Origin of the sequence: Caballeronia sp. S22, from assembly GCF_964261745.1 — a bacterium.
Lineage (GTDB): Bacteria > Pseudomonadota > Gammaproteobacteria > Burkholderiales > Burkholderiaceae > Caballeronia > Caballeronia jiangsuensis.
On record NZ_OZ180037.1, the window covers coordinates 169,247 to 195,495 of the forward strand.

Below are 26,249 nucleotides of genomic sequence, written 5' to 3' on the forward strand. Positions count from 1 at the left end.
CCTGTAGTGGTTCAGTATTCTTGGACACCGATTACGCAGTTTCCACCTTTAAATCCTCGAACTCGGCCGGCGGCATGTGACGCGCGGCCGAGTGCAAGCGTTCCTGGTTGTAGTACATCAAGATGTAAGTCAGCACATCGGCGCGAGCCTCGGCGTGATCACGGTATGCGTGCTCGCCGATGCATTCTCCTTTGAGCGTACAGAAGAAGCGCTCGACGACGGCGTTGTCCCAACAGTTTCCTCTGCGGCTCATGCTCTGCACGATCTCGTGCTCCTTAAGAAACTGCTGGAACGTCAAACTCGCATAGTTGCTTCCTTGGTCCGAGTGGAACATCAATCCCGGTTCGGTACGCCGCGTTTGAAGTGCGACCTGTAACGCGCCAATCACCAAGAACGTGTCACAGGAACCCGAGGTCGCCCAGCCGACTACACGCCGGGAATACAGATCGATCACCACAGCCAGATACATCCAGCCCTGCTGCGTCCAGATATACGTCACGTCGCCCGCCCAGAACCGGTTTGGAACCGTCACGGTGAATGCCCGATCGAGCCGGTTTTGCGCAATCGCCGATGCTTGCGTGCGCTTCACATAACGATGCGTGCGACGTACCCGCGCCTGCACACCGCCTTCGCGCATGAGGCGACGCGCACGCTCGCGTCCCACCGCATGGCCCCGACGCTTCATTTCCTGCGATATGCGCCGACTGCCATAGCTTTGCCGCATCTGCGCATGAATCGCCTGCACCTCGCGCACCAGCCCCGTACGTACCGGACGTGCCTTGCCCTGCCGTGCCTTCCATGCGTAGTAACTGCTGCGCGCCACGCCGACTACACGACACAGCGTCGCTGTCGGATATGCCTTCTCTGCCTGCCGGATCACTTCGAATCGCGGTCCAGTTCCTTGACAAAGAAGGCCGTGGATTTTTTTAGAATGTCGCGCTCCCGTTCGAGCTCCGCCACTCGTTTCTCAAGTGCTCGAACCCTTCGCTGTTCAGCGCTGCCGCCCTCGGCTGCGCTCACCGGTGCACCCGCAACCGGCCGGCGATTGCCGATCCAGCGCCGCAACGCCGTCCCTCCAATGCCCAGCGCCTTCGCCGCCTTCGTCACCGTATAGCCCTGCTCCAGTACAAGCGCCACTGCCTCGCGCTTGAATTCCTCTGAAAATTCTCTTCTGCCCATTTGACACCTCGCTGGTCGATCAAAGTCTACCTTTCGAAGTGTCCAAGATTGCTAGACCACTACATTCCTGCGACCGGCACGAGTGCATAAAAATAAATGCACGTCATCCCTTTTTCAATAATGATCCAACCGTTGCAGTGCGCAAAAACACGATTGACGCCGCCCCGGCGATGCTGTCACGATTCGTAGGCCGTAAGGATCTGCTATCCCGTCTGACTTGTTTTCATGAGACGAATAGCGGATCGATCCCGAAGATCCTGATTACAGCGTCCTTACTACGCGATAGCCGACATACGGGAGAACGTCCATGCTGAACGCTCGGGCTGGCGCCAGATCCACCGATAACATCCGGATCATTGCGGCTTTTCTCATGCTGGTCGCAGCGGGGTTTCTCGCGATCCGCATGGTCATCATCTATCACTATTCGCTGACCTATGTGTCCGATCATGCACGGGCCTTCAGCGATTTCAATTTCTACTATTACGCGTTCAGCACCGTGCTGAACGCGCCGCACGATCCATCGCTCATCTATAACAACGAGCATCTGGTTGCCTATCTGTCGAATCTCGGCGCCAACCTGGACGACATCCTCATCTATTGTTATCCGCCGCAGTTCGCGGTGATCTTCTCTCCATTCGCGTTGTTGCCGTCGTTTACCGCGAAACTCGTCTGGGTCGCGATGTCGGTCGTGCTGTGTATCGTCGGCGCGATTCTGCTTGCGAAGATGTCCTATCGCGGTGAAGACAGGCGTGTGACCGCGCTGCTCATCGCGGTGACGTTGCTGAGCTTTCCGGTGCTGCATGACGCTTATCTCGGGCAATCGAACCAGCTTCTGTTCTTTCTGCTCGCGACGCCGTTCTTCCTGATCGAACGCGGCAATCGCTGGCTGGCGGGCCTGTTTCTCGCATTTGCAGTGGTGTTCAAGGTGACGCCGCTCGCGGTCGTCGGCCTGCTGTTATTGCGACGTGAATGGCGCACGGTGATATCGACAGGCGTCTGCGCCATCGCGCTCACGCTCTTCACCGCAAGCAGGCTGGGCTTTCGCGTGATCTGGGAGTACCTGACCGTCGAGATCGCACGCGCGCAAGCGCAGATCCTCAGCGCAGGCGGTCTGCCCGGCAATAGCTCCGTGCGCGGCGCCCTGCAGACGATATCGGAGAAGCTCGGCATGCCGGCATCCGAGGCGACGCTTCACACGACGCAGACAATCTTCGCCGTAATCATCTGTCTGTTCGCATGCTATCTCGTGATCCGCCGCAGTCGCGAAAGACGCATGGACTACGCGCTCGCCTGCATGACGATGCTGCTCGCCGCGCCGATTCTCGAACCGATTCACATGGTCGTCGCGCTGATTCCTCTGGTGATTCTGCTCGGCACGGCGCTGGAGCAACGCGATCTGCAACTGTCCGCGCTCGCGCCGCGTGTCGAGTTGTTCCTTCTCGCAATCGCGGTGCTCCTTCTGTTCTTCATGGAGCGGTCCGCGATGTACACCGTCTCGGCGCTGATTACCTATGTGCTGTGCGTCGCGCGTTATTTCCCGCCCGCGACGGCGCTCCGGCGAAATCGGAACGCGGACACCGGCGCATTCGACTCGCGGATTGCGTGAGATTTACGAGAACTTAGCGCACGCCAAGCAACGCCTTCGGTTCGAGAAACGCCTCGATACCGAAGGTGCCGTATTCGCGCCCGATACCCGACTGCTTGAAACCGCCGAACGGCGCGGCCGGTTCGTGCGCGAGCGTATTGACGAGCACGCGCCCCGCCTCGATGCGCTCTGCCACCGCATTCGCGCGCGCGGCGTCCGATGAAGCGACGTAGGCTTGCAGGCCGTACGGCGTATCGTTGGCGATCGCGATCGCATCCTCGGTATCGCCGTACGCGATGATCGACAGCACCGGACCAAAGATTTCCTCGCGCGCGATCGTCATGTCGTTCTTCACATCGCTGAAGATGGTCGGACGCACGAACCAGCCCGCATCGACGTTATCCGGACGCCCCTCGCCGCCCGCGATCAACCGCGCGCCCTCGTCGATGCCGATACGGATATAGCGCTGCACGCGCTCCCATTGCTTGCGGCTCACCATCGGTCCGATGCTGGTTTGCGGATCGCGCGGATCGCCTGATCGAATCTTGCCGACCGCATTCACGATCCTGTCCTCGAATTCCGCGAGCCGCGCGCGCGGCACCAGAATGCGCGTGCCGGCAATGCACGCCTGCCCGCTGTTCATGAAGCCCGCGTCGAGCGCGAGCGGCACGGCTGCGTCGAAATTCGCGTCGTCGAGCACGATCATCGGAGACTTGCCGCCGAGTTCCAGCGTCACGCGCTTGAGCGTATCCGCGGCGGTGCGCAGGATCGTCTTGCCCACGGCTGTCGATCCGGTGAACGACAGCTTCGCGATATCGGGATGCGCGCTGATCTCCGCGCCGACGGTTTCGCCACGTCCCGTGACGATATTGAACACGCCCGCGGGAAGCCCCGCTTCATGCAGCGCTTCGGTAACGACGCGCGTCTGCATCGCGCTCATCTCGCTCGGCTTGATGACGGCCGTGCAGCCCGCCGCAAGCGCGGCCGCGAGCTTGCCGCAGATGAAACCGGCATCGCTGTTCCACGGCGTGATCAATCCCGCGACGCCGAGCGGCTGCATGACGACCTTCGCCGTACCGGCTTCGCGCACGAACGAAAACGTTTCGAGCACCTTCGCCGCTTCGAGCAGCACATTGCCCGCGTGCTGCGCCATCCAGCGCCCGCGCGACACCGGCGCTCCGTACTCCGCGACGATCGCCTCGAAAAGCTCGTCCTCTTTCGCGACCACGGCGGCATGCATGCGCTTCAGCATGTCGATGCGCTCGCGCTTGTCCGTCCGCGAGAACGCGGGAAATGCGCGCTTCGCGGCCGCGATCGCATGGCGCGCGTCCTCGGCATCGGCGAGACGCACGCGACCGATGACCTGTTCGGTGGACGGATCGTAGAGGTCGAAAAGCTCGCTGCCGTGCGGCGTAACGAATGCGCCGTCAACGAAGATCTGATCGATATAGTGCATGTCCGATTGGTCCGATTCGATGTAGTCAGCCCAAAGATAAGGCGTTTGCATTGATTCGACTAGACGTACAATCCGGCATGACCTCTTGAGCGATTTAGCATAATGAAAACGTCCGGTCTAGCCGAACTCGAAGCCGTGCTGGCCGTCTCGCGACATCGCAGCTTCCGCGCCGCCGCGAGCGAACTGAGCGTATCGACGTCCGCGCTCAGTCATTCGATCGCCGGGCTCGAAGCGCGCATCGGCGTGCGGCTCTTCAACCGCACGACCCGAAGCGTGTCGCTATCCGAGGCCGGCGCGCAGTTCGTGCAGAACGTGGCGCCCGCGCTGTCGACCATCCGCGATGCGCTCGAACAGGCCGGCAGCTTTCGCGACACGCCGTCGGGCACCTTGCGCATCAACACGTCGGTGGGCGCGGCGCATCAGGCGATGCCGGTCTTCATCGCGTTTCTGCAGCGCTATCCCGACATGAAGCTCGATATCGTCACCGAAGGACGTCTGATCGATATCGTCGTCGAAGGCTTCGACGCGGGCATCCGTTTGCTCGAAACCGTGCCGCAGGACATGATCGCGGTGGCCTTCGGCGAGCGTCAGCGTTTTGCCGTCGTCGGCAGTCCGGCGTACTTCTCGAAGCACAAGCCGCCGCGCACGCCCGCCGATCTCGCCGCGCATCGCTGCATTCGCAGCCGGATGCCGAGCGGGTCGATCTATCAGTGGGAATTCGAGCGGCACGGTCAGACGGTGCGCATCGACGGCGACGGCGCGCTGACGCTCGACGAACCGGGCATGATGCTCGCGGCGGCGCGCGCCGGGCTCGGTCTCGCCTATCTGACCGAATGGAATGTCAGCGTGGATCTCGCGGCAGGCGCGCTCGTGCGCGTGCTCGAAGAATGGACGCCGCCGCTCGACGGGCTATGCCTCTACTATCCGGGCCGGCGTCATGTGCCCGCCGGCTTGCGCGCCTTGATCGACATGATCCGCGACTATGCCGATGCGAATCGCAAGCGCGCGGCGCCGAACAGGAAGCGCAGGCAGCCCAATTCAAAGGCTTAACGCGGTCATCAGTTTTGTTTATCGCGATTCCGGCATCGGTTCCATCGAACATTGCGTGGACGCGCTCGCTACGCAAGGGTTCCGCGTCATCGCGACGCCGCCTTGCAATCGACGGTCGGGCCTCATCCACAGGTTAACCCTTTCTTTTTGCGCTCCGTGAACGGCGTACGTTCGAACCCGCGGGCAAATGGGCGCGTTGCGCGTCATGCCATCGCGTCATCAATCGAACGACAACGATGAGGGGTGTTCAAGAGTGAAAGGTCAACTGAAGCCATTGAGTGCGGGCGTGCTGTTGTATGCGGCTGCCGTCGCAACGCCGGCATTCGCGCAAAGCAGCGTCACGCTGTACGGGATCGTCGACGATTCGATTGTCTACCAAAGCAGCCAGACGAACCTGAACAGAAGCACCCCGGGCCGTTCGAACGTCAAGATGGCGTCGGGCATCTGGGCGGGCAGCCGTTTCGGTTTGAAGGGCGCGGAAGACCTGGGCGGCGGCAACAAGGCCATCTTCCAGTTGGAATCGGGCTTCGACATCAACAGCGGGCAACAGCAGTTCACCAACGCGATGTTCGGCCGCCAGGCATGGGTCGGTCTGACGAACCCGGGCTACGGTACGCTGACTCTCGGCCGCCAGTACACCTCGTACTACACGCTGCTCTCGCCCTATAGCCCGACAAACTGGCTGACCGGCTACTTCGGCGCGCACCCGGGCGATCTGGACGGTCTGGACACGATCTACCGTGCGAACAACTCGGTCGTCTATACGTCGCCGAAGCTCTACGGCGTGACGGTGAGCGGTTCGTACTCGTTCGCGGGCGTGCCCGACAGCGTGTACCAAGGCTCGACGTGGTCGGCTGCGATCCAGTATCAGCAAGGCCCGATCGGTGGTGCGGTGGCGTTCTCGCGCATCAACAACGCGGCCAACGGCGGCGGCTTCTACAGCGGTCAGTCGACCACTGTCAACGATACGACGAGCACGACGGGCGGCGGCCAGGCGGGCGTGTCGGCGGTGACGGCTGGCTATCAGCGCGCACAGGCGCAACAGCGCTTCGCGGTTGCGGGCGGCTACCAGTTCAACAGCGCGTGGGATATCTCGGTCACGTACACGAACGTTCAGTACATCCCGGGCGTGAACTCCGGCTTTACCGACGAAGCCGTGTTCAATACGGCAGGCACGGTGCTGCACTGGAAGGCGACGTCGGCATGGGACTTCGCGGCGGGCTACAGCTACACGTGGGCGAGCAAGGCGAACGGCATCAACGACGCGGCTTCGTACCATCAGTTCAACCTGTCCCAGTACTACTCGCTCTCGAAGCGCACGGGTCTGTACGCACTGGAAGCGTTCCAGTGTGCGAACGGCAATACGCTGTTCTACCCGAACAACAACGCGACGACGACCCCGCGCCAGGGTGCAGCGATCGCGACGATCGGCGATGGCTTCCAGGGCGCACCGTCGGCATCGCGCAGCATGTTCGCTGCGGGCGTGGGCATCATCCACCGCTTCTGATCAGCAACGAATCATTTCGCTTCGAGCGTCCGATCGCCAGCACGCGTCGTCGTGCGGGCGATGCGAACGCGCGCCATTCAAAAGGAAGTCAAGGAGATAAGCATGAGAGCTCTGGATCCCAGGCGATTACTGACATTGCTGGCCGCGTGCATCGTGGCCGCCACCGTCGCGGCATGCGGCGGCGGTAGCAGCAGCAGCACGGGCAGCGACAGCGCCGCGAAAACACCGTTGGCCGTAGTGAAGCCTGTCGTCGATTGTTCGAAGCTGGCATCGATCGATCTCAGCGATATCGGCGGCGGGGGCAGCACCATCAGCTCGGCCACGGTCACGGCCGCTACGGTCAACGGCGCGACCGTCAACTTCTGCACGGTGAAAGGCACGCTCGCGCCGTCGAACACGTTCGAGGTCGCGTTGCCGGTCGACTCGTGGACGCAGCGTTTCGCCGAGCTGGGCTGCGGCGGCCTGTGCGGCAATCTCAGCGATCCGAGCAAGCAAAGCTCGTTCAGCTTCAGCTATACCTGTCCGCTCGTTCAGCAAGGCGGCTTCGTCACGGCGGCGACCGACATGGGCCACTCCGGACAGAGTTCCGCATGGACGACCGATCCGCAGAAGCAGGCGGACTTCGCGTATCGCGGCCAGCACATCACGACGCTCGCCGCGAAGAAGCTGATCAAGGCGTACTACGGACAGGAACAGAAGTACTCGTACTTCGTCGGCTGCTCCGATGGCGGCCGCGAGGCGCTGATGGCCGCGCAACGCTATCCGTCGGACTACAACGGCATCGTCGCCGGCGCGCCTGCTGCGCACTTCCAGATCCAGAACTCGCTCTATCACGGCTGGAACGTGGAATCGAACAGCACGACGGGCACGAGCGCCGGCAAGGCCGTGCTTTACGCCGACAAGGCTCAGGTGCTGCACAAGGCAGTCGTCGCCGCATGCGGCGGTCAGGCAAGCGTGGCCGATGGCCTCATCGCCGATCCGCGCACGTGTCATTTCGATCCCGCGACCATTCAATGCGCGGCCAGCGCGTCGAGCACGAGCAACTGCCTCAGCGCTGCGGAAGTCGCGACGGCGAAGAAGATCTACAGCGGCCCGACCGATGCGAACACGAACATGCTCATGCTGGGCGGCTCGCCGCTGTACGGCTCGGAAGCGAACTGTATCGGCGTCGAGGTGCCGACATCGAACTCGACGGATGCGCCCGTGCCCGTGACGAGCCTCTTCAGCTACATGATCGTGACCGGCGCGTATAACCTGATCTTCACGGGATCGCCCACGATGCCGAACATCGACACCTTCGGCTATACCGACGCGAGCTTCTATCCGAACTATCTGCAGACCAACCATGCGCTCAACGATGCGACGAGCCCGGATCTGTCGGCGTTCAAGAATGCGGGCGGCAAGCTGATTCTGTGGCACGGCTGGGCCGATCAGCATATCTCGCCGCTCTTCACGATCCGCTATTACCAGGCCGTGAAGGACACGATGGGCGAAGCCAGCGCGAACGAATTCTCGCGCCTGTATCTGGTGCCGGGCGTGGGTCACTGCGGCGGCGGCGAAGGCTTCCCGAACATCGATCTCGTATCGCAGATCACCGGTTGGGTCGAGCAGAGCACGGCGCCGAATGCCGTCATGACCTATCAGACCGATGCGACGACGAGCGCGGTGACGGCATCGCGTCCGGTGTATCCGTATCCGGCCGTGGCGAAGTTCAACGGCAGCGGCGACTGGCATGATGGAGCGAACTGGGCTCAGGGCGCGCCGCTGTATAACGATCCCGCGCCCGCGTGGGCAGGAGCGAGTTTCTATACGTCGTATAGCCCGAAGACGCAGGGGGTCGCGGCGCCGTAAGCGGCTATACCATCACTCCATCATCGCCATTGTTGCGGCGGCGCGCGTATGCACCCTGCGCCGCTGCAATCCGAGCAGACACACGAGCGATACGGCCGCAAGCGAGCTGTAGAACAACGCAAGCGGCCACCACTGCCCCGGCCACGCATGCGCGAGCACGGTGCCGATGAGCGGCGTCAATCCACCCGCCAGCGCCGCGCATGACTGATACGAGAGCGAGATGGCCGAATACCGCACGCCGACATCGAACGCGTCGGTCATGAGTCCGGCCATCACCGCATACGAACTCGACATGCACATCACCGCGATCGCAATACCGATGACGATCGCAACAGGCCGTCCCGTCGACACGAGCACGAACATCGGATAAGGCGACAGCATCGCCAGCCCCGCGGCCCATGCGAGAAAGCGATTCGCGCCGACGCGCTGCGCGATCCATCCCGACGCGAGCTGCGTGAAGAGCTGAATGAACGCGACGACGAAGAGACAATCGAGGACCAGCGCGCGTTCGAGGCCGAGCGTTTCCGTCGTGAAGCTGAGCATGAACGTGTTCACGAACCACGCGCCCGCCACGCCGATGACATTCGCGCCGAGACACAGCAGCACCGTGTGCCATGCGTTGCGCAAGACATCGACGACAGGCAGGCGCGCGGGCTTCTGCCGCTCGCTATACGCGGTGAACTCCGGCGATTCCGCGACGCGCGCACGAATGAACACGCCGACGACAAGCAACAGCGCGCTCGCCATGAACGGCACGCGCCAGCCCCAGTCGAGCAGCGCCTCGCGCGGCAGATGTCCGACCGTGCGAAACGCGAGCAACGCGAGAATCAGCCCAGCGGGACTGCCGAGTTGCGCGAACGATGCGAGAAACGTCCGCTTGCCTTGCGGCGCATGTTCGCCTGCCATCAGCACCGCGCCGCCCCACTCGCCGCCGATCGCGATGCCCTGCGCGACGCGCAGCAACACGAGCAGCGCGGGTGCGAGCGCGCCGGCGGTCGCATAGGTCGGCAGGAAGCCGATGCCGACCGTACCCACGCCCATGATCGCGAGCGTGGCAACGAGCGCCTTCTTGCGGCCCACGCGGTCGCCGAGATGCCCGAACACGAGCCCGCCGAATGGCCGCGCGAAGAAGCCCACCGCGAAGGTGCCGAACGATGCGAGCGTGCTGTAGAACGCATCGCCCGATGGAAAGAACAGCTTGCCGAACACGAGCGCCGATGCGGTCGCGTAGATATAAAAGTCGTACCACTCGATCGTCGTGCCGAGGAACGCGGCGAACGCCGCGCGGCCGGGCTGGCGGGCCGGGCCGCCGTGAGCATTGCTGTGCATGAATCGTCTCCTGTTGATGACCGGTCTGCGTGCCGGTTCGTCCGTTCGGTTGTCTAGCCCTTCAGTACGCCCGCTTCGAACAGGCGCTGCTGCGTGGCCGCATCGATGCCGAGCGTGTCGAGCACCTTGCGCGTGTCGCCACCCAGCGCGGGAGGCGGCGTGCGATACGTCGCGGGCGTGCGCGACAGCTTGATCGGCGTGCCGGTGCCGCGATACGCACCCAGCTCGACGATCAACTCGCGATGCAGCGTATGCGGATGCGCCGCGACGGCATCGACGGTATGCACCGGGCCACATGGCACGCCGCCGCGAATCAGCGCCGCCGCGAGCGGCTCGCATTCATGCGTTTCGAGCAATCCTTCGAGCGCTTCCTTCAACTCGCGGCGATGCGCGCAACGGCTCTTGTTATCGATGAAACGCGGATCGTCGGCGAGCGCGGGCGCGTCGAGATGCGCACAGAGCTTCGCGAACTGACGATCGTTGCCCACCGCGAGAAAGATCGGCGCGGTGCCCGTGCGATAGCTGTCGTACGGTGCGATGTTCGGATGCGCATTGCCGCTGCGCTGCGGCGTGCGTCCGTTGCCGAAGTAGTTCGGCAGATGCGGATGCAGCAGCGACACGGCGCAGTCATACAACGCGATATCGAGGGACTGCCCGCGTCCGCTCTTTTCGCGTTCCGCGAGCGCGAGCAGAATACCGGCAAGCGCGTTGAGACCCGTCACCATGTCGACGACCGGCAGACCGACGCGCAGCGCCGGACCATCGCGTTCGCCGTTCACGCTCATGAGGCCCGCCATCGCCTGAATCGCGGCGTCGTATCCCGGCAGGCCGCCGAGCGGGCCATCGGGACCGAAGCCCGACACCGCGCAATGAATGAGGCGCGGAAAGCGCTTCGAGAGATCGCGCTCGTAATCCATGCCCCAGCGCGCGAGCGTGCCCGGCTTGAAATTCTCGACGAGCACATCCGCATCTTCGAGCAGTCGCCACAGCACCGCGCGCCCCTCCTCGCACGACAGATCGACGCAAATCCCCTGCTTGTTGCGATTCACGCCGACGAAGTACGACGCCGTCTCGCCGACGAACGGCGGCCCCCAGCCGCGCGTTTCATCGCCGCCCGGCGGTTCAAGCTTGATGACCTCGGCGCCGTGATCCGCGAGCGCCTGCGTGCAGTATGGGCCGCCGAGCACGCGGCTCAGATCGATCACGCGCAGGCCGTGCAGCGCGCCGTGAATACGTGCCGTGCTCATCGTGCGTCTCCTTCGCGTCGCGGCAGAAGCGTCATGGCTTCGTCGATGGTGACGGGCGTTTCATCGACGAGCTTGCGCAGAAGCGGCGCGTCGTCGCGCACGTCATGCGGCGCGAGCGGATCGCGCGGCATCAGCTTGTGACGCACGATGAGATGCGCGAGCGCGAGTCTGCGATGATCGGGCGCGACGCGTGCGGCTTCTGCCGCCATGAGCACGGCGGTCGTCGCGTGATAGAGCGCGCTCGCCGCCTCGCGCACGGATTCGTCGCGGCCGCATTCGGCGACGCTGTCGAGTGCTTTGCATGCGCGTGCGAACATATCGCGCAACATCGCGATGCTCGCCGATGGCAACGCGCAATCGTCGAGCATCGCGCTTGCATATTGCGCGAGCGCATCGAGCGCGCCTTCGCGACGCGCGGCCCGCGCGACATCGAGCGCGACGATATTGCTCGTGCCTTCCCAGATCGAGCCGAGATGCGCATCGCGCACGAGACGCGGATCGGCCCATTCCTCGATATAGCCGACACCGCCGCGCACTTCCATCGCATCACCCGTCACGCGGCGCGCATCGCGGCATGCGCGGAACTTGATGAGCGGCGTGAGGATGCGCACGCACTTCGCCGCGAGCGCATCGCCGCGATCCGCGCGTGCGAGCAGCGTCGCGATCTGCATGAACATCGAGCGCGCCTGTTCAGCGGGAAGCATCAGCTTGAGCAACTGGCGCTGCATGAGCGGCATGTCGATGAGCTTGCGGCCGAACGCCTCGCGATTTCGCGCGACGTGCAGCGCTTCGGTCAACGCGCGACGCATAAGCCCCGCCGCGCGCACACCGTTCGAAAGCCGCGACATGTTGATCATGTCCGCCATCTGATGAAAGCCGCGCCCTACTTCGCCGATGAGATACGCTTGCGCGCCTTCCAGCACGATCTCGCCGCTCGCCATCGAACGGCTGCCGAGCTTGTCCTTCAGCCGCACGATGCGATACGCGTTGCGCGTGCCGTCTTCGCGCGTCTTCGGCAGAAGAAAAAGAGCGAGGCCCTTGATGCCGTCGGGTGCGTCGTCGGGGCGCGCGAGCACCATCGCGAGATCGGCGTCCGCGTTCGAGCAGAACCATTTGTCGCCCGTGAGCGTCCACACTTCATTGCCGTGCGCATCGACGCTGCGTGTCGCGCGTGTCGCGATGCGTCCGACATCCGAGCCCGCCGCCTGCTCGGTCATGAACATCGCGCCTTGATACAGCGTGTCGAAATCTTGCGATGCGAGCATCGGCAGATAGCGCTCGATCAACGCCTTCGTGCCGAAGCGGCGCAAGGTGCGCGTGAGCGAATCGGTCATGCTGACGGGACAGCACAGGCCGAACTCTGCCTGCACGAAGAGATACGTGAGCGCGTATTTGACGAGTGGCGGCGGCGCGTTCTCACGATGACTCATCGCCGCGAGACCGAGCTCGGCATACGCGACGCGTTCGAGCGCGACGTAATCCGGATGCTTGTCGATATGCTGCAACGCTTCGCCCCGCCGCGTGCGCTGACGCAATTCCGGCGGATGATGATCGGCATTGGTCGCCCATGCGTCGAGTTCATCGGATGCGCGCTGACCGAGATCGACGAGTTGTTCTTCGATGCCGCGATACACCGTCTCGCCGAGATAACTCTTCAGCAGCGCGCCGAACGACGGATCCCTGTTGAAGAAGTTGATGCCGCGGCTGTCGGGAATGTTGGACGTGTCCGCATCGGGACGGATGTCTTGCATGAACTGTCTCCTGGCTTTTGTGCGGCGCAACCCGCGCTGCGCCATCCTTGAAACCAGACTACGTTCGCTTTCGATAACCGTCCAATACAATTGCTGGCACGTACGATAAGATCTGTTTATCGTAGCGCCGGAGAAAACCGATGGAACTGAAGCAGCTTCGCTATTTCGTCGCGGTCGCGGAGGAACTGCATTTCGGGCGCGCAGCGCGCCGGCTTTTCATTTCGCAGCCGGCACTGAGCTTCGATATCCGTCGTTTCGAAGAACACCTCGGCGTGAAGCTTCTGGAGCGCAGCAACAAGTCCGTGGCGCTGACCAACGCAGGCCACGTATTGCTCGGTGAAGCGCAGCGCCTCTTGCAGCAGGCCGAGGAAGTCGTGCAGGTGACGACACGTTCGGCGCACGGACTCGCGGGGCGTCTGCGCATCGGCTTCGTCAATTCGATGCTGTATCGCGGCTTGCCCGAAGCCGTGCAGCGCTTCGAAGCCGATCATCCTTCCGTCGAAATCGTGTTGAAGGAGATGAACACGGCCGAACAGGCGCGCGCATTGCAGCAGTTGAACATCGATCTCGGTTTCGCGCATTGGGGACATTTTCCGGCGGAGGTCGAAAGCCATCTATGGTCGTCGGAAGCGTTTCTGTGTTGCCTGCCGGTCGATCATCGGCTCGCGAAACGAAGACGCATCGAGCTGAGCCAGTTATCGCGCGATCCGTTCATTCTCTTTCCGCGAGCCGTGTCTCCGCACTATCACGATCAGATCATCGCGACGTGTGTCGATGCGGGCTTCAGTCCCACCATTCGTCACGAAGCGCGCTTGTGGCAGACCGTCGTGACGATGGTCGAGTTCGGCATGGGCGTCGCGCTGGTGCCGCAGGCGCTGGCGAAGACGGAATCGCAACGCGCCGTCTTCAGGCCGCTTACGCGCAATCCGTTTCCTTCGCAAATCCTGCGATTGACGCGCGCCGAAAGTCATTCGGACGTCACGCGGAGCTTCGTGGCGTTTTTGCGGAAGTCGTAGCGGCTTTACGCTCCGTGCACGTCTCTCGTCCCCATAGAAACGGTTACGTGCAAAGAGGCAAAACGTAGAAGGGACTGTTCGAAATGTCACTACAGGAAAGATGTTTTTTCTGATGTCCGGTTTACTTCCACATCAGAACAAAGTAATCTTGCCTCGCTGAGTCGATACCGGCAACGCATGTCCCGCGTAGAAAGCAATTCGCGTCATCGTCAGCAATTTTGACGTCCCCGACATGCAGTCGTTGCACATGTTACCGATGCCAGGCGCTCGAATCGCCCCTGTCATCTTCGAGCGCGCGCCAGATATCTGGCGGCGGTCCCGCTATCCGATCTCTGCACTGCCCCTGAATGTTCTGGCGCACCGTCTGCGCCTCGTGCTTCAAATTACATCGGGCAGTCGTTCGGATTACTAACGATACTTACCAATCGCCTCAGATGCGCAACGCACGCGACCGCTGTGCGCATCCCGGTTGGTCAAACTCATCGATATGAACAGTTCTGCCCTTCCCGTTCTTTCCCAATCCATCGCAGCGGCGCTCGTAGCAAGCATGATTCTTGCCGCTTGCGGCGGCAGCGACAGCCCCGCCGACACCGCCTCGACCGGCAAGAGCGCCGCATCGCCGAAATCCACCGCGAAAGCCGCCAGCGGCAGCGGCTCGATCTTCTACGGCGCGAACGGCCATAACAGCAACGGCGGCGCATACGACTCCACGAGCGTGCAGACGCAGCTCTCGCAGTTGCAGGATCTCGGCGCGACGATCTATCGCAATGACGTCTACAGCCAGACATCGGCGAACATGGTCGCCGGCGTCGCGAAGACGATGGAGGAAGGCGGCGTCACGGTGTATCCCGTGATGCTCGTGAACCTCAACTACGACAGCGAGGACGACGCCTACAACGCGGGCTTCAAACTCGGTCAGCAAACCGCGAACAGCTACCACTACAAGTACTACGAGGTCGGCAACGAACTGGAGGCGAAGGCGCTCATCGGCAATGTCGATGGCACCGTCTGGTATCAGTACAACAACTGGTCCTACACGCTTGCGCGCGGCGCGATCCGCGGCCTGATCGCGGGCGTGAAGTCCGTCGATGGCTCGGCGAAGATCGTGCTGGGCGGTACCTGGATGCACACCGCGTTCTTCCAGATGCTCGCGGACGGCTCGCAGCCGGATGGCACCTGGGGTCATCCGGCCGTGAGCTGGGACGTCACGTCGTGGCACTGGTATTCGAACGAAGGCGACATCACGCATGCCTGCGGCGGCACGGGATGCCATGACGTGCTCCAGATGCTCCACGACATGGGCAAGCCGATCTGGATCAACGAGTTCGGCGTGCGCCCGGACTTCGGTTCATACGATCAGATCGCGACATACATGACCGGCAATCTGATGATGGCGCAATTCGCGAGCGTCGCGTCGAAGTACAACATCCAGTCGATTCAGGCTTTCCAGCTCTATGACGACGGCGAAGGCGCCTACGGTCTTCTCGAAGGCGATGGCGTCACAAAGAAGGCCGCCTACTGGGCGTACAAGGCCTTCGTACAGAACCACCCGATGTAAGTCGATCGGCGGCAAGAAACGAAGAAGGTGCCAGCGAATTAATAGCTTGAAATAACCTGCACGATTGGCGCTTTGCTCCGCATATCGAATCGCGGCGCATAGCAGGAAGATCTCGATGCGTGATGTCCGCCGTGGACATCATGCCCATCTTCCTTCGACACTACGCCAAGTCATGCAAGCTCAACCTTCAGGCAGCCCCCGTCTCCTCTCGATGCGTCGCGCGCTCGTCGCCGTATCGCTCATTGCGCCGATGCTTTCCGCATCCGCCGAAGATCTCCCCGACGTCTGCTCCGCGCTGCAGACGATCGTCGATGCGCCCTCATTCGATACCCTCGCCAAGGGTCGCCCGCTGATGCCGGCCGCTTCGCCCGGCCAGGGCGCATGCCGCGGCAGCGCGCATGTCTATGACTGCCGCTGGCGAGCGCATTGGGGCCCGGACGGCGTCGTGGGCGACCCGCTGCAGGAACTGGGCGCGGACATCGCCGCCTGCTTTCCCGACGTGCGTCACGACGTGAACACGTCCACGCGCCAGCACTTCGCGCTGCGCAACGTGACCAGCAAGCGCGTGACCACGATGACCGCCACGATAGAAACGCCGAACACGATGCGCCTGCGCATCGTCCGCTGAGCTTCCGCACGCGGACGACGGCAAGAGCATGCTCAGAACGCACGTTTCTCGCGCGCTCCTTGCTGTCGGCGCGTGCGCGCTTTCCGGCTGCACGTGGACGCTGATCACCGCCGCCGATGCCGCCGGCTCGCTGGTGCAGGCGGGCTTCACGGTTGCGTCGAACTACTCTTCGCCGACTTCGGTGACGGGGCCGCCCGCCACGCTGCAATCCGTATGCATCGAATTGAATCAGAGCGTGGCGACAGGCGATTTCGTGCCCGTGCTGCAAGTCGCATTGCGCCGGCGCGGCGTGAATTCGGTGGTCTACAACCCCGGCACGTCGCCGCCCGGTTGCGAGGCGATGCTCGTCTACGGCGCGACGACCAGTTGGGACCGGCGCGCGTTTTCGAGCGAGCCGGTGTCGTATTTGTCGGCGATCGATCTGACGCTCGTGCGGCATGGGCAGATTCTCGTGACCGCGCGTTATGACACGAATGGTCTGAACATCGACCGTTTCGCGAGCGCGCGGCAGAAGCTGGATGCGCTGGTGGACCGGATGGTGGTCTCCCGCACACAGTAAGGCGCGCTTTCCTTACGGCATCTTTCCGATGCGATTTCGCGCGTCGAAGCAATGCTAATCTGCCCACGCTGTAGTTGTTGACCGATCCCTCTTGCGGCTCGCCATTTGTTTTCTGGCGAGCCGTCTTTTTTTGGTCTGGCTACTTCGAATGGCCGAGCACTCACGCCGACTTCGGGAATGCTAGCATCGCCCTGGGGTGAAGATTCTTTTGCAAGTGGTCGGACCAGTGAGGCGCAGCATGCTCGAAGACAACCAGGAAGAGGCGTTACAGATCGCGGATGTCGTCGCCGGACGTATCGAAGCGCTGATCGTCGACGGCGTGCTGAAACCCGGTCAGGCGCTGCCTTCCGAGCGACGGCTGACCGCGAAGCTGGGCGCGTCGCGATCGGCGGTGCGGGAAGGATTGAAGGTGCTGCGCACGCGCGGCATCATCGAAACCTCGCACGGACGCGGCTCGTTCGTCGCCGCGCTGACGACGCAGCCCGCGCTCACACCGATGATGCATCTGCTCGGCTCGCAGCCGCGCACCCTGTACGACATCTTCGAAGTGCGCGAAATGCTCGAAGCCGAATCGGCGCGGCTGGCGGCGCTGCGCGGCACGCAGGCCGATTTTGCGCTCATCACCCGCCGATACGAAGAGATGCTCGCCGCGAACGAGAGCGACGTGGGCGAATCGGCCCGCGCGCGGCTCGACTACTTCCATCTCTCGATCTGCGAGGCGTCGCACAATCCCGTGCTGGTGCACACGCTGAGCTCGCTCACGGATCTGCTGCTCAGTTCGGTCTTCGCTTCGGTCAACAACCTCTACCATCGCGAGGCGCAAAAGCGCGTCATCGACAAGCAGCACGCCCGTCTCTACAAGGCCGTGCTCGGCAAACAGCCGGAGCAGGCGCGCAAGGCCGCGAGCACCCATATCACGACGACGACCGCCTGCATGCGGGAAATCGAGGCCGAAGAGCAGCGCCTGGTGCGCGCGACCTTGCGGCTCAAGGGCTGGACGTGATCCCGCGCCGCGCGTGGACGCACAAGCGTGCGAAAGCCCGCGCGCCCTCGCCGCCATTGATTCAGGCGGAAAAGCACATCTGGCACGCGAAAAAGAAGTGGTAGGACCAGTGGTTCGACATCTCGACAGTCTCTTACTGGCACGGAACAATGCGCTGCAGCAAAGCCAGTAGCGGCACCAAGCCGCACGATTCAGGAGACTCTCACGGTGAACCCAACCAGCCCGACAGCCACGACCGAGTTCGAAAACGCGACGTACGCGAAAGTGACCTTGCGTCTGCTGCCCTTCCTTTTCATCTGCTACGTTGCGGCCTATCTGGATCGCGTCAACGTCGGATTCGCGAAGCTGCAGATGCTGAACGACCTGAAGTTCAGCGAGTCCGTGTACGGGCTGGGCGCGGGTATTTTCTTCATCGGCTATTTCCTGTTCGAGGTGCCGAGCAACATCCTGCTGCATCGCGTGGGAGCGCGCGTGTGGATCAGCCGCATCATGGTGACGTGGGCGCTGGTGTCGGCGGCGTCGCTCTTCGTGAAGACGCCCGCGATGTTCTACACGCTGCGCTTTCTGCTCGGCGTCGCCGAGGCCGGATTCTTTCCGGGCATCGTGCTGTATCTGACGTACTGGTATCCGGGAAAGCGGCGCGGCCGCATGAACGCGCTCTTCATGATCGGCATTCCGGTCGCGGGCGTGGCCGGCGGTCCGCTGTCGGGCTGGATCATGCAGGCGTTCAACGGCGTTCACGGCTTGTCGAACTGGCAATGGCTTTTCCTGCTCGAAGCGGTTCCGTCGCTCGTGCTCGGCATCCTGACCTTGTTCATGCTGCCGAACGGCATCCGCGCCGCGTCGTGGCTCAGCGCGCAGGAGAAGCAGCTTCTCGAAGACAACATCGCACGCGATGAACCCGCCGGCGCCGATCATTCGCTGAAGAGCGTCGTGTCGAACGGCCGTGTGTGGCGGCTCGCCGCGATCTACTTCTGCTGCATGATGGGCCTCTACGGCGTGAGCTTCTATCTGCCGACGCTCATCAAGACGGCGGGCGTGAAGGACGCGCTCGACGTCGGCCTGTTCACCGCGATTCCGTACGCGGTCGCAATGGTGTCGATGATTCTCGTCGCGCGCTCTTCCGACCGCCGCAACGAACGCCGCTGGCATCTCGCGCTGGCGGGTATCGCGGCTGCGGCGGGCTTCTATGCAAGCACGCTTCACACGGGCAACCTCACGCTCGCGCTGGTCACGCTGTCGGTCGGCACGGCCGGCGTGCTGTCGATGATGCCGGTCTTCTGGACCTATCCGAGCAGCGTGCTGACCGGTACCGCCGCGGCAGCCGGCATCGCGATGATCAACTCGATCGGCAACCTCGCCGGCTTCGTGAGTCCGTCGATCATCGGCTGGATGAAGGATGTCACGCACAGCACGAACGCAGGGCTCGTCGTGGTCGCGGGTGCGCTCGTCGTCGGCGCCGTGCTGACGCTCACGCAGCGCGCGACGGCGGGTTCGTCGGCGGAGTCGTCGTCTTCGGCACCGCGCCGCGCGTGAGGCCATCATGTCCGTCACCGCCCCTTCCGCCCTTTCGTTCGGTGCGTCGCGCACGAGCCTGCTCGCATCGCTCGGCGATATCGTCGGCACGCACAACGTGCTCACCGGCGATGGAGAAACGCGCCGCTATCGCACCGGCTATCGGTTCGGCAGCGGCCGCGTGCTGGCGGTCGTGCGGCCCGGCACGCTCGTCGAGCAATGGCGCGTGCTCGCCGCATGCGTCGCCGCGCGCGCGATCGTCATCACGCAGGCGTCGAACACCGGTCTGACGGGCGGCTCGACACCCGATGGCGATAGCTACGATCGCGACATCGTCATCGTCAGCACGACGCGCATCAAACGCGTGCATCTGATCAAGGGCGGAGGTCAAGTGGTCTGCATCGGCGGCACGACGCTCGATCAACTCGAACGCGCGCTTAAGCCGCTCGGACGCGAGCCGCATTCGGTGATCGGCTCGTCGTGCATCGGCGCATCGGTGCTGGGCGGCATCAGCAACAACTCGGGCGGCTCGCTCGTGCATCGCGGGCCGGCTTATACGGAGATGGCGGTGTTCGCCGCCGTCGATGCATCGGGTGTGCTGCGCCTCGTGAATCATCTGGGCATCGAGCTCGGCAGCACGCCCGACGAGATTCTCGCGCGCATCGAAAACGGCACGTTCACCGATGCCGATGTTCGCGAAGGCGCAGCCGCCTCGGATCACGAATACGCGACACATGTCCGCGATATCGACGCTGCCACGCCCGCGCGCTTCAACGCCGATCCGCGGCGTCTGTTCGAAGCATCCGGCTCGGCGGGCAAGGTGATGACGTTCGCGGTGCGTCTCGACACGTTCGCCGCCGAGCGAGGCGCGAAGGTGTTCTACGTCGGCACGAACGACACGAACGTGCTGACCGACATTCGACGCGACGCGCTCGCGAACTTCACGCATCTGCCGATCGCGGGCGAGTATCTGCATCGCGATGCGTTCGATGTCGCGAAGCAATACGGCAAGGACCTTTTCGTCATCGTCGACAAGTTCGGCACGGATCGATTGCCCTTGTTCTTCAATCTGAAGACGCGTTGCGATGCGTGGTTCGAGCGCCTCGGCTTCATGCCTAAGCACATGAGCGATCGCGTGCTGCAATGGTTGAGCGAACGTCTGCCGGATCATCTGCCCGCGCGTCTGACGAGATATCGCGAACAGTACGAACATCATCTGATGCTGAAGGTGCCGGCGGCGGGCATCGAGGAAGCACGCGCGTTTCTGGCGCAGCGCTTCGCGAACGGTGGAGGCGCGTATTTCGAATGCACCGATGAAGAAGGCCGCAAAGCCTTTCTGCATCGCTTCGCGGCGGCGAGCGCGGCGGTGCGCTATCGCGCGGTGCATCATCGTGAGGTCGAGGATATCGTCGCGCTCGATATCGCGTTACGGCGCAACGACCGCGACTGGTTCGAGCGGCTGCCGGAAAAGATCGAGCGCCCGATCGTTCTGAAGCTGTTTTACGGGCACTTTCTGTGTCACGTGTTCCATCAGGACTACATCGTCGCCAAGGGCAACGACTGCATGGCGCTGGAGCACGAGATGCTCGAACTGCTCGATGACCGCGGCGCCGAGTATCCCGCCGAGCACAACGTGGGGCATCTGTACGAGGCGAAGCCGCAGCTTGCCGACTTCTACAAGCAACTCGATCCGTGCAATTGCTTCAATCCGGGAATCGGGAAGACATCGAAATTCGCGGCGTACCGGGAGCATGCGGCAGAAGCCTGAACGCGTTGTCTACGCGATCAACTTCGCCCGCAACATCGCCACATCCGCGCTGTTCATCGACAAGCCCTGCGCGAGATAGCGGCTCAGCGTCCCGTACTCGCGATGCATCTCGTCGAACGCCGCTTCGATGGTCGCGCTTTGCGCCTGATACAGCGGCGCGACTGTCTGCATATCGGTTCCGAGCCGCGTCGCATGCGCGGTCATGCGTGCATCGATCTGCGTCTGCGCCACGGTGTTCGTCAGCAGATAGTCCTGGATGATCACGTCGAGCGGCACGTCCGCGATGGAGAGCAGGAGCGCCGCCGCCCAGCCGGTGCGATCCTTGCCCGCCGTGCCGTGAATCACCTGCGGCCCCGGCACGCGCGCGAGCTGAGTCAGCAGCAGGCCGAACTGCAAACGCGCGACCGGGTCCGTGACCAGCTGCCGCTGACGCTCGACGATCCATGCGCTCGCGGCTGCGACGTCGGCCGGTGCCGCGGCGGCGACGTCGATCGGCGCGATCTCATGCGTTTCACGCACCGCACCCGACGGCACGCGATCCGGCGCAAGCGACGCCTCTCCCACTACACGAAGATCATGCACCGCGCTCAGCGACAAACGCGCGAGTGCTGCTGCGTCGGCATCGTCGGGCGTGAGCGCGCCCGAGCGATAGAACACGCCGCGCCGCAAGCGCGCGCCATCGACGGTCGGATAGCCTTCGCCCATCCCCGCAACATCGCGGAAGTTCTCGACGGTGGACAGCTTCGGCGTTTCGGTGACGCTCTGATCGTCGCCCGAGCCGCCGCATGCCGACAACAGCGCGCTCGCGCCGAACGTGCTCGAAAGCAGCGCCACACGTGCACCGCCTCTGATGAAAGCACGACGCGACAAAGGCGTCGAACGCATGGACGAAGCGGGCATCATGTTTCTTCGCAGGGAATGACGATGCGCACGATCAGCCCGCCGCCTTCGGCATTGCCGATTTCGCAGCGGCCGCGCTGCTCACGCGCAAGGCGTTCAACGATGGTGAGCCCGAGTCCGCAATGGCCGTTGCCGCTGCGCGCGGGATCGAGCCGCACGAAGGGCCGCAATACGTCGTCGAGGCGTTCATCGGGAATGCCGGGTCCGTGGTCGCGCACTTCGATCAGCCAGTCATCGCCCTGACGCGCCGTGCGGATCTCCACGGGCGGCTCGCCGTGCTCGAGCGCGTTGTCGACGAGATTGGTCATCAAACGATCGATGAAAGTCCGCGGCAGTCTGAACGTATCGCCCGCTTCGAGCGACAGCCCGAACAAGGGCTCGTCGCCATCTTCGGGCGATGCGAACTGCTCCGCGATGAACGCATCGACGCCGGTCTTCGTGTTGTCCGAAGACGAGCGCCCCGCGAATTCGAGAAACTGCTGCACGATGCGTGTCATCGAATCGATATCGCGCAGGAAATGGGCGCGCTCGCGTTCGTCCTTCGCAAGCACGCTCGCGCGCAGCGACAATCGCGTGAGCGGCGCCTTCAGATCGTGCGCGATGCCGGCGAGCATCACGGCGCGATCGTCGTCGGCGTCGGTGAGTTTCTTCATCATCTGATTGAACGCGCCGATCAGCTCGCGCAATTCGCGCGGACCGTTTTCTTCGACGGGCACCGGCCGCTCGCCGCCGCCGAAGCGTCGCGCCGCCTGCGCGACGCGTGCGAGCGGACGCTGCAACTGCCATGTCGCGATGAGCGAGAGCACGAGCGCGCCCGCGAGCAGCACGATGCCTTCGGTGATGAACGGCGCGGGCGGCGGCAGGTCGATCGGCGCGACGATCCACACGTTGCTCTGCGGATAACGCACCCAGAGCCGCGACTTGTTGTGGCCGTCGATATCGATGGCGATCTGCGAGCCTTCCGGCAAGCGCTCGGCGAGCTGGCGCGCGAGGTGCGCATGGCGCGTCTTCGCGGGATCGCGCAGCGTGAGCGGCTCGGGCATGTTCCACACCGGCACGATATGCACGCGCGTCTCGCGCATGAGCCGTCCGCCGAGCGCGACATCGTTATGCGCCGCTTCGAGCACGATGAGCAACGCGCGCGCGTAACCATCGGCTTCCTTGTGCGGCCCTTGCACGTGGAGAATCGCGAACCATCCGCCCTGAAGCGCGAGCAGCACGCAGATCGACACGATCGCCATGCGGCCGAACAGCGTGTCGATGAAACCGCGCGGCCTGCGCGCGGACTGCCAGAAACCGGAACGCATCGTGGTTACGCCCCGGTCCAGTCGAAAGCCGGAGCGTCCGTGTCGGGAACGAAGACGTAGCCCTGCCCGCGCACGGTCTGCACATGACGTGGATGCGACGGATCGTCTTCGATGAGGCGGCGCAAGCGCCAGATCGGCACGTCGAGGCCGCGATCGCGAAAAGGCAGATCGTCGCGATGGACGAGATCGTGGATCAGCACGCGCGACAGCACCTTGTACGGATGCTTGATGAACACCTTGAGCAGCGCGAACTCGCTGTCACGCAGCGCGATGCGTTCGCCGCCGCTCGACAGCGAGCGCGTCACGAAATCCACTTCGAAGCGCCCGAAGCGTTCGCGCGGCGCGGGCTCGGGACGGCTCGGCGCGCTCGCACGGCGTCTGAGCACTGCCTCGATGCGCGCGAGCAGTTCACGCGGATCGAACGGCTTGGCGAGGTAGTCGTCCGCGCCCGACTGCAGCCCGGCGATCTTTTGCGGCACGCTATCGCAACCGGTCACGAAGATCACCGGAATGTCCTCGCCCGCCGCGCGCAGATCGCGCAGCGCGCGCAGGCCGTCGATGTCCGGCATCATGATGTCGAGCACCACGATGGACGGACGTTCGAGTTCCAGCCGCCGGCGCAGCCCGCCGCCGTCGTGCAGCACGGAAACGTCGATGCCTTGCGTGTTGAAGAAGCGGCGCAGCAGGTCGCGCACCGCGGGGTCGTCGTCGACGATGAGAACCGATGTAGACATCCCAAAATTTTATTCGGCCTTAATCCGTAATCGCGCGTCGTGCGCGCGGCGCGACATTACGGATGTTTACGGAAGCCATCCCGGACGCGATGAACGTGCGGAGTACGTGCGTGCTAATTCCCGTGGACCCGCGCACGCCGGAGACCGGGCCGCGCATCGCCGTTGAAACACGCCGTAACGGAAAGAAATGGAAAGTTCGCGGCCGTCGCGACGGCGTGGGCCTAGCGCTTAGAATCCGCGAATGACACCACATGTATTGATGGTCGACGACGACCCCGTCGTGCGCGATCACGTTCGCGACTATCTGCAGCAGCACGGCTTCGATGTCTCCGTTCTAAGCGACGGCACGGACCTCAAACGCCGCGTGCAGGCCGAGCGCCCCTCGATGATCGTGCTCGACGTGATGATGCCCGGCAAGGACGGCATCAGCGCGCTGCGCGAATTGCGCAATGCCCGCGACGATATCCCCGTGATCCTCTTGACCGCGCGCTCGGACGTGCTCGATCGCGTCATCGGGCTGGAACTCGGCGCGGACGATTACCTCGGCAAACCCTTCGATCCGCGCGAACTGCTCGCGCGCATCCGCTCGATTCTGAGGCGCTTCGAGAGCGCTCCGCCGGTCACGGCCAGCGCGCCGGAGATTCGGCCGTCTTATCACTTCGGCCCGTTCGAGATGGACTTCGGCGCGCGCGAGTTGCGCCGCGACGGCGAGCGCATCACGCTGCGCTCGGGCGAGTTCGCGCTGCTCAAGACGCTCGTCAAGAACGCGATGATCGTGCTCACGCGCACGGAGCTGAACGAAAAGATGCGCGGGAATGGCGCGCATCGCGATCGCAGTCTCGATGTGGCGATATGGCGGCTTCGGCGGCTGCTTGAAGTCGATCCGTCGGAGCCGCGTTATGTGCAGACGGTTTGGGGGCAGGGGTATATTTTTGTGCCGCATGGGGACCCGACTGCGGCGGGGAGAATTGCGGCGGATATGGGTGTGTAGGATCTCAGAAGGTCAGCACACTCATGAAAAGCCGCTGCAACCACCCCATCGTCGTCGAATCGGCGAGCATCCCCACCCCCGCCTGTTCGATACGCGCATTGGCCACCTTGTTCGACGCCACATAGTTCCCCGCCTCGATATCCTTCGGATTGACGATACCCGAGAAGCGCAGCCGGTCCTGATTGCCGCTCATCGCGATGATCTTGTCGCCCGCGACCACGAGATTGCCGCCCGGCAAGGTGCCGATGACCGACACCGCCAGCGTGCCGCTCATCGCGGAAAGATTGCTCGTGCTCCCCTTACCCTTGAACGACGTATCCGCCGAGCCGACGTTGAAGAGCCGCGCGAGCCGCGCCGCCGCCCCGCTCGACTTGTCGGCGGCCTCGGCGCTGATGCTGCTCGCGCGGCTCGCGCTGGCATCCGCGGAATTGCTGCCCTTATACGACTCCGCGAGCCGGATCGTCAGCACGTCGCCGACCTTCTGAGCGCGCGAAGTCTCGTAGAGCGACACCGAACTGCCCGCCTGATAGATCGCGCCCAACGTGTTGACATTGACCGGCTGCGCGACGGCCGGCGCATAAGTCGGCATCTCGACGATCGAGCGCGACCCGGACGACGAGCACGCGGCGAGCGCGAGCACGAACGCCGCGCATGGCAATGACGCCAGTTTCATGAACAATCCTCTCCTTCGATTCAGGGCGTGTCGTGCACCGCGGCAAGACGCCATCGGTCGGTCGTATCGCGCAGCCACGCTTCGTATGCCTTCAGGCGATAGATCAAGCGCGCCGACGCCGCCGCCCCGTTCGCTTCCAGCGTGATCGAGCTCGCCGCGTTCTCCCACGTTCGCGTCTGGTAGCCGTTCGCGCGCTCGACGCGGCTCGTGCCGAATTTCGACGACAGCGCCTGCGCGAAGTCATCGGCGACACGCGCGTCGATCACGAACGACATGCGATAGAGCCGGGGCGACGCATCGCCCGGCATCGCCATGAAGCGCAGCACGTGATCGCGCGCGGGCGCGCCATCGACGACCGCCAGCGATTCGCTCCATCCGTTTTGCGTGCGATGCGCCCACTTGCACGCGATCGACAGGCTGTGCGCATCGCGCAGCACCATGCCGAGCGAAGCCGCTTCGAGATCCGTGTCGCACACCGCGACGCTGCCGGGCGGCGTCGCGCGCGCGGGCTCTTCGTGGCGGAACGCATCGAGCGAGATGCCGAGCCGCAGGCCGCGGAAGTCGAAAGGCTTTTGCGCCGCCGCGAACGCAGGCATCGCCATGCAAACGAGAAAGGCACAACCCAGGAACGTTCGCTTCATG

The 26,249-nt window shown here is 63.5% G+C and carries 22 protein-coding genes; 12 read left to right on the plus strand and 10 right to left on the minus strand.

Going from position 1 to position 26,249, the window contains the following annotated elements; translation table 11 throughout:
• Positions 1-31 precede the first annotated feature (31 nt).
• Positions 32-1,179 (minus strand): IS3 family transposase gene (locus ACEN42_RS24500; protein WP_371880806.1). Its coding sequence is split into 2 segments (ribosomal slippage): positions 32-930 and positions 930-1,179, totalling 1,149 coding nucleotides; the frame shifts between segments, so codons are not numbered across the junction.
• 307 nt (positions 1,180-1,486) lie between these two features.
• On the opposite strand from ACEN42_RS24500, the gene ACEN42_RS24505 reads away from it, so the two are divergent.
• Positions 1,487-2,785: a glycosyltransferase family 87 protein gene (locus ACEN42_RS24505; RefSeq protein WP_371884986.1), complete on the plus strand. Its 1,299-nt coding sequence runs from the start codon at positions 1,487-1,489 to the stop codon at positions 2,783-2,785.
• A gap of 13 nt (positions 2,786-2,798) precedes the next feature.
• On the opposite strand, the gene ACEN42_RS24510 is transcribed toward ACEN42_RS24505, so the two are convergent.
• Positions 2,799-4,220, minus strand: a complete 1,422-nt coding sequence (locus tag ACEN42_RS24510) for an aldehyde dehydrogenase family protein (RefSeq protein WP_371884987.1) — start codon at positions 4,218-4,220, stop codon at positions 2,799-2,801.
• A 102-nt stretch (positions 4,221-4,322) separates the two neighbouring features.
• Here ACEN42_RS24510 and ACEN42_RS24515 point away from each other — a divergent pair, with 102 nt between their 5' ends.
• From ACEN42_RS24515 to ACEN42_RS24525, 3 genes are all read left to right on the plus strand, one after another.
• Positions 4,323-5,270 (plus strand): LysR family transcriptional regulator, encoded by a 948-nt coding sequence (locus tag ACEN42_RS24515; RefSeq protein ID WP_371884988.1) that lies wholly within the window; start codon positions 4,323-4,325, stop codon positions 5,268-5,270.
• Positions 5,271-5,523: 253 nt separating this feature from the next.
• Positions 5,524-6,777, plus strand: coding sequence for a porin (locus tag ACEN42_RS24520; protein ID WP_371884989.1), 1,254 nt, complete (start codon positions 5,524-5,526; stop codon positions 6,775-6,777).
• A gap of 102 nt (positions 6,778-6,879) precedes the next feature.
• The gene (locus ACEN42_RS24525) at positions 6,880-8,628 is read left to right on the plus strand and encodes a tannase/feruloyl esterase family alpha/beta hydrolase (protein ID WP_371884990.1); all 1,749 of its coding nucleotides are present in this window, start codon (positions 6,880-6,882) and stop codon (positions 8,626-8,628) included.
• A 12-nt stretch (positions 8,629-8,640) separates the two neighbouring features.
• On the opposite strand, the gene ACEN42_RS24530 is transcribed toward ACEN42_RS24525, so the two are convergent.
• Genes ACEN42_RS24530 through ACEN42_RS24540 form a run of 3 tightly spaced genes read right to left on the minus strand, consistent with a single transcriptional unit; the run spans position 8,641 to position 12,955 of the window.
• Positions 8,641-9,957: an MFS transporter gene (locus ACEN42_RS24530; RefSeq protein WP_371884991.1), complete on the minus strand. Its 1,317-nt coding sequence runs from the start codon at positions 9,955-9,957 to the stop codon at positions 8,641-8,643.
• A gap of 53 nt (positions 9,958-10,010) precedes the next feature.
• Positions 10,011-11,204 carry a CaiB/BaiF CoA transferase family protein gene (locus tag ACEN42_RS24535; RefSeq protein ID WP_371884992.1) on the minus strand — a complete coding sequence of 398 codons (1,194 nt, stop codon included), beginning with the start codon at positions 11,202-11,204 and terminating at the stop codon, positions 10,011-10,013.
• Entirely contained in the window at positions 11,201-12,955 is a 1,755-nt protein-coding gene (locus tag ACEN42_RS24540) for an acyl-CoA dehydrogenase family protein (RefSeq protein ID WP_371884993.1), read from the minus strand. Before ACEN42_RS24540 ends, ACEN42_RS24535 begins: the two co-directional genes overlap by 4 nt.
• A 140-nt stretch (positions 12,956-13,095) precedes the next feature.
• Here ACEN42_RS24540 and ACEN42_RS24545 point away from each other — a divergent pair, with 140 nt between their 5' ends.
• The 7 genes from ACEN42_RS24545 to dld all read left to right on the plus strand — a co-directional run bounded on the left by ACEN42_RS24545 (position 13,096) and on the right by dld (position 21,002).
• Entirely contained in the window at positions 13,096-13,971 is an 876-nt protein-coding gene (locus ACEN42_RS24545) for a LysR substrate-binding domain-containing protein (protein ID WP_371884994.1), read from the plus strand.
• Between the two features lie 547 nt (positions 13,972-14,518).
• Complete coding sequence (locus tag ACEN42_RS24550) at positions 14,519-15,529, plus strand: lipopolysaccharide biosynthesis protein (RefSeq protein WP_371884995.1); 1,011 nt, start codon at positions 14,519-14,521, stop codon at positions 15,527-15,529.
• Positions 15,530-15,701: 172 nt separating this feature from the next.
• Entirely contained in the window at positions 15,702-16,157 is a 456-nt protein-coding gene (locus tag ACEN42_RS24555) for a hypothetical protein (RefSeq protein ID WP_371884996.1), read from the plus strand.
• Positions 16,158-16,185: 28 nt separating this feature from the next.
• Complete coding sequence (locus tag ACEN42_RS24560) at positions 16,186-16,716, plus strand: hypothetical protein (protein WP_187606804.1); 531 nt, start codon at positions 16,186-16,188, stop codon at positions 16,714-16,716.
• A gap of 238 nt (positions 16,717-16,954) precedes the next feature.
• Positions 16,955-17,719: a transcriptional regulator GlcC gene (gene glcC / locus ACEN42_RS24565; protein WP_371884997.1), complete on the plus strand. Its 765-nt coding sequence runs from the start codon at positions 16,955-16,957 to the stop codon at positions 17,717-17,719.
• Between the two features lie 207 nt (positions 17,720-17,926).
• Positions 17,927-19,255 (plus strand): MFS transporter, encoded by a 1,329-nt coding sequence (locus ACEN42_RS24570; protein WP_371884998.1) that lies wholly within the window; start codon positions 17,927-17,929, stop codon positions 19,253-19,255.
• Positions 19,256-19,262: 7 nt separating this feature from the next.
• Positions 19,263-21,002 carry a D-lactate dehydrogenase gene (dld, locus tag ACEN42_RS24575; RefSeq protein ID WP_371884999.1) on the plus strand — a complete coding sequence of 580 codons (1,740 nt, stop codon included), beginning with the start codon at positions 19,263-19,265 and terminating at the stop codon, positions 21,000-21,002.
• A gap of 9 nt (positions 21,003-21,011) precedes the next feature.
• On the opposite strand, the gene ACEN42_RS24580 is transcribed toward dld, so the two are convergent.
• From ACEN42_RS24580 to ACEN42_RS24590, 3 genes are all read right to left on the minus strand, one after another.
• Positions 21,012-21,836, minus strand: coding sequence for a tyrosine-protein phosphatase (locus tag ACEN42_RS24580; RefSeq protein WP_371885000.1), 825 nt, complete (start codon positions 21,834-21,836; stop codon positions 21,012-21,014).
• Between the two features lie 65 nt (positions 21,837-21,901).
• On the minus strand, positions 21,902-23,209 hold the full coding sequence (locus tag ACEN42_RS24585; RefSeq protein ID WP_371885001.1) for an ATP-binding protein: 1,308 nt from the start codon (positions 23,207-23,209) through the stop codon (positions 21,902-21,904).
• Between the two features lie 5 nt (positions 23,210-23,214).
• Complete coding sequence (locus ACEN42_RS24590; RefSeq protein WP_187606810.1) at positions 23,215-23,943, minus strand: response regulator; 729 nt, start codon at positions 23,941-23,943, stop codon at positions 23,215-23,217.
• Between the two features lie 241 nt (positions 23,944-24,184).
• Here ACEN42_RS24590 and ACEN42_RS24595 point away from each other — a divergent pair, with 241 nt between their 5' ends.
• The gene (locus ACEN42_RS24595) at positions 24,185-24,934 is read left to right on the plus strand and encodes a response regulator (RefSeq protein ID WP_371885002.1); all 750 of its coding nucleotides are present in this window, start codon (positions 24,185-24,187) and stop codon (positions 24,932-24,934) included.
• A gap of 4 nt (positions 24,935-24,938) precedes the next feature.
• Here the strand turns inward: ACEN42_RS24595 and ACEN42_RS24600 are convergent, their stop codons facing one another.
• Together ACEN42_RS24600 and ACEN42_RS24605 are read right to left on the minus strand one after the other, a co-directional pair.
• On the minus strand, positions 24,939-25,607 hold the full coding sequence (locus ACEN42_RS24600; protein WP_371885003.1) for a flagellar basal body L-ring protein FlgH: 669 nt from the start codon (positions 25,605-25,607) through the stop codon (positions 24,939-24,941).
• Positions 25,608-25,627: 20 nt separating this feature from the next.
• The gene (locus ACEN42_RS24605; RefSeq protein WP_371885004.1) at positions 25,628-26,248 is read right to left on the minus strand and encodes a hypothetical protein; all 621 of its coding nucleotides are present in this window, start codon (positions 26,246-26,248) and stop codon (positions 25,628-25,630) included.
• Position 26,249 lies beyond the last annotated feature (1 nt).

Excerpts from the sequence above, each read along its gene's own strand:
- glcC (WP_371884997.1), top strand. The coding sequence starts at position 16,955 with ATGCTCGAAGACAACCAGGAAGAGGCGTTACAGATCGCGGATGTCGTC.
- ACEN42_RS24510 (WP_371884987.1), bottom strand. The coding sequence starts at position 4,220 with ATGCACTATATCGATCAGATCTTCGTTGACGGCGCATTCGTTACGCCG.
- ACEN42_RS24530 (WP_371884991.1), bottom strand. The coding sequence starts at position 9,957 with ATGCACAGCAATGCTCACGGCGGCCCGGCCCGCCAGCCCGGCCGCGCG.
- ACEN42_RS24515 (WP_371884988.1), top strand. The coding sequence starts at position 4,323 with ATGAAAACGTCCGGTCTAGCCGAACTCGAAGCCGTGCTGGCCGTCTCG.
- ACEN42_RS24535 (WP_371884992.1), bottom strand. The coding sequence starts at position 11,204 with ATGAGCACGGCACGTATTCACGGCGCGCTGCACGGCCTGCGCGTGATC.
- ACEN42_RS24600 (WP_371885003.1), bottom strand. The coding sequence starts at position 25,607 with ATGAAACTGGCGTCATTGCCATGCGCGGCGTTCGTGCTCGCGCTCGCC.
- ACEN42_RS24545 (WP_371884994.1), top strand. The coding sequence starts at position 13,096 with ATGGAACTGAAGCAGCTTCGCTATTTCGTCGCGGTCGCGGAGGAACTG.
- ACEN42_RS24590 (WP_187606810.1), bottom strand. The coding sequence starts at position 23,943 with ATGTCTACATCGGTTCTCATCGTCGACGACGACCCCGCGGTGCGCGAC.
- dld (WP_371884999.1), top strand. The coding sequence starts at position 19,263 with ATGTCCGTCACCGCCCCTTCCGCCCTTTCGTTCGGTGCGTCGCGCACG.
- ACEN42_RS24560 (WP_187606804.1), top strand. The coding sequence starts at position 16,186 with ATGCTCAGAACGCACGTTTCTCGCGCGCTCCTTGCTGTCGGCGCGTGC.
- ACEN42_RS24540 (WP_371884993.1), bottom strand. The coding sequence starts at position 12,955 with ATGCAAGACATCCGTCCCGATGCGGACACGTCCAACATTCCCGACAGC.
- ACEN42_RS24555 (WP_371884996.1), top strand. The coding sequence starts at position 15,702 with ATGCAAGCTCAACCTTCAGGCAGCCCCCGTCTCCTCTCGATGCGTCGC.
- ACEN42_RS24505 (WP_371884986.1), top strand. The coding sequence starts at position 1,487 with ATGCTGAACGCTCGGGCTGGCGCCAGATCCACCGATAACATCCGGATC.
- ACEN42_RS24550 (WP_371884995.1), top strand. The coding sequence starts at position 14,519 with ATGATTCTTGCCGCTTGCGGCGGCAGCGACAGCCCCGCCGACACCGCC.
- ACEN42_RS24525 (WP_371884990.1), top strand. The coding sequence starts at position 6,880 with ATGAGAGCTCTGGATCCCAGGCGATTACTGACATTGCTGGCCGCGTGC.
- ACEN42_RS24595 (WP_371885002.1), top strand. The coding sequence starts at position 24,185 with ATGACACCACATGTATTGATGGTCGACGACGACCCCGTCGTGCGCGAT.
- ACEN42_RS24585 (WP_371885001.1), bottom strand. The coding sequence starts at position 23,209 with ATGCGTTCCGGTTTCTGGCAGTCCGCGCGCAGGCCGCGCGGTTTCATC.
- ACEN42_RS24605 (WP_371885004.1), bottom strand. The coding sequence starts at position 26,248 with ATGAAGCGAACGTTCCTGGGTTGTGCCTTTCTCGTTTGCATGGCGATG.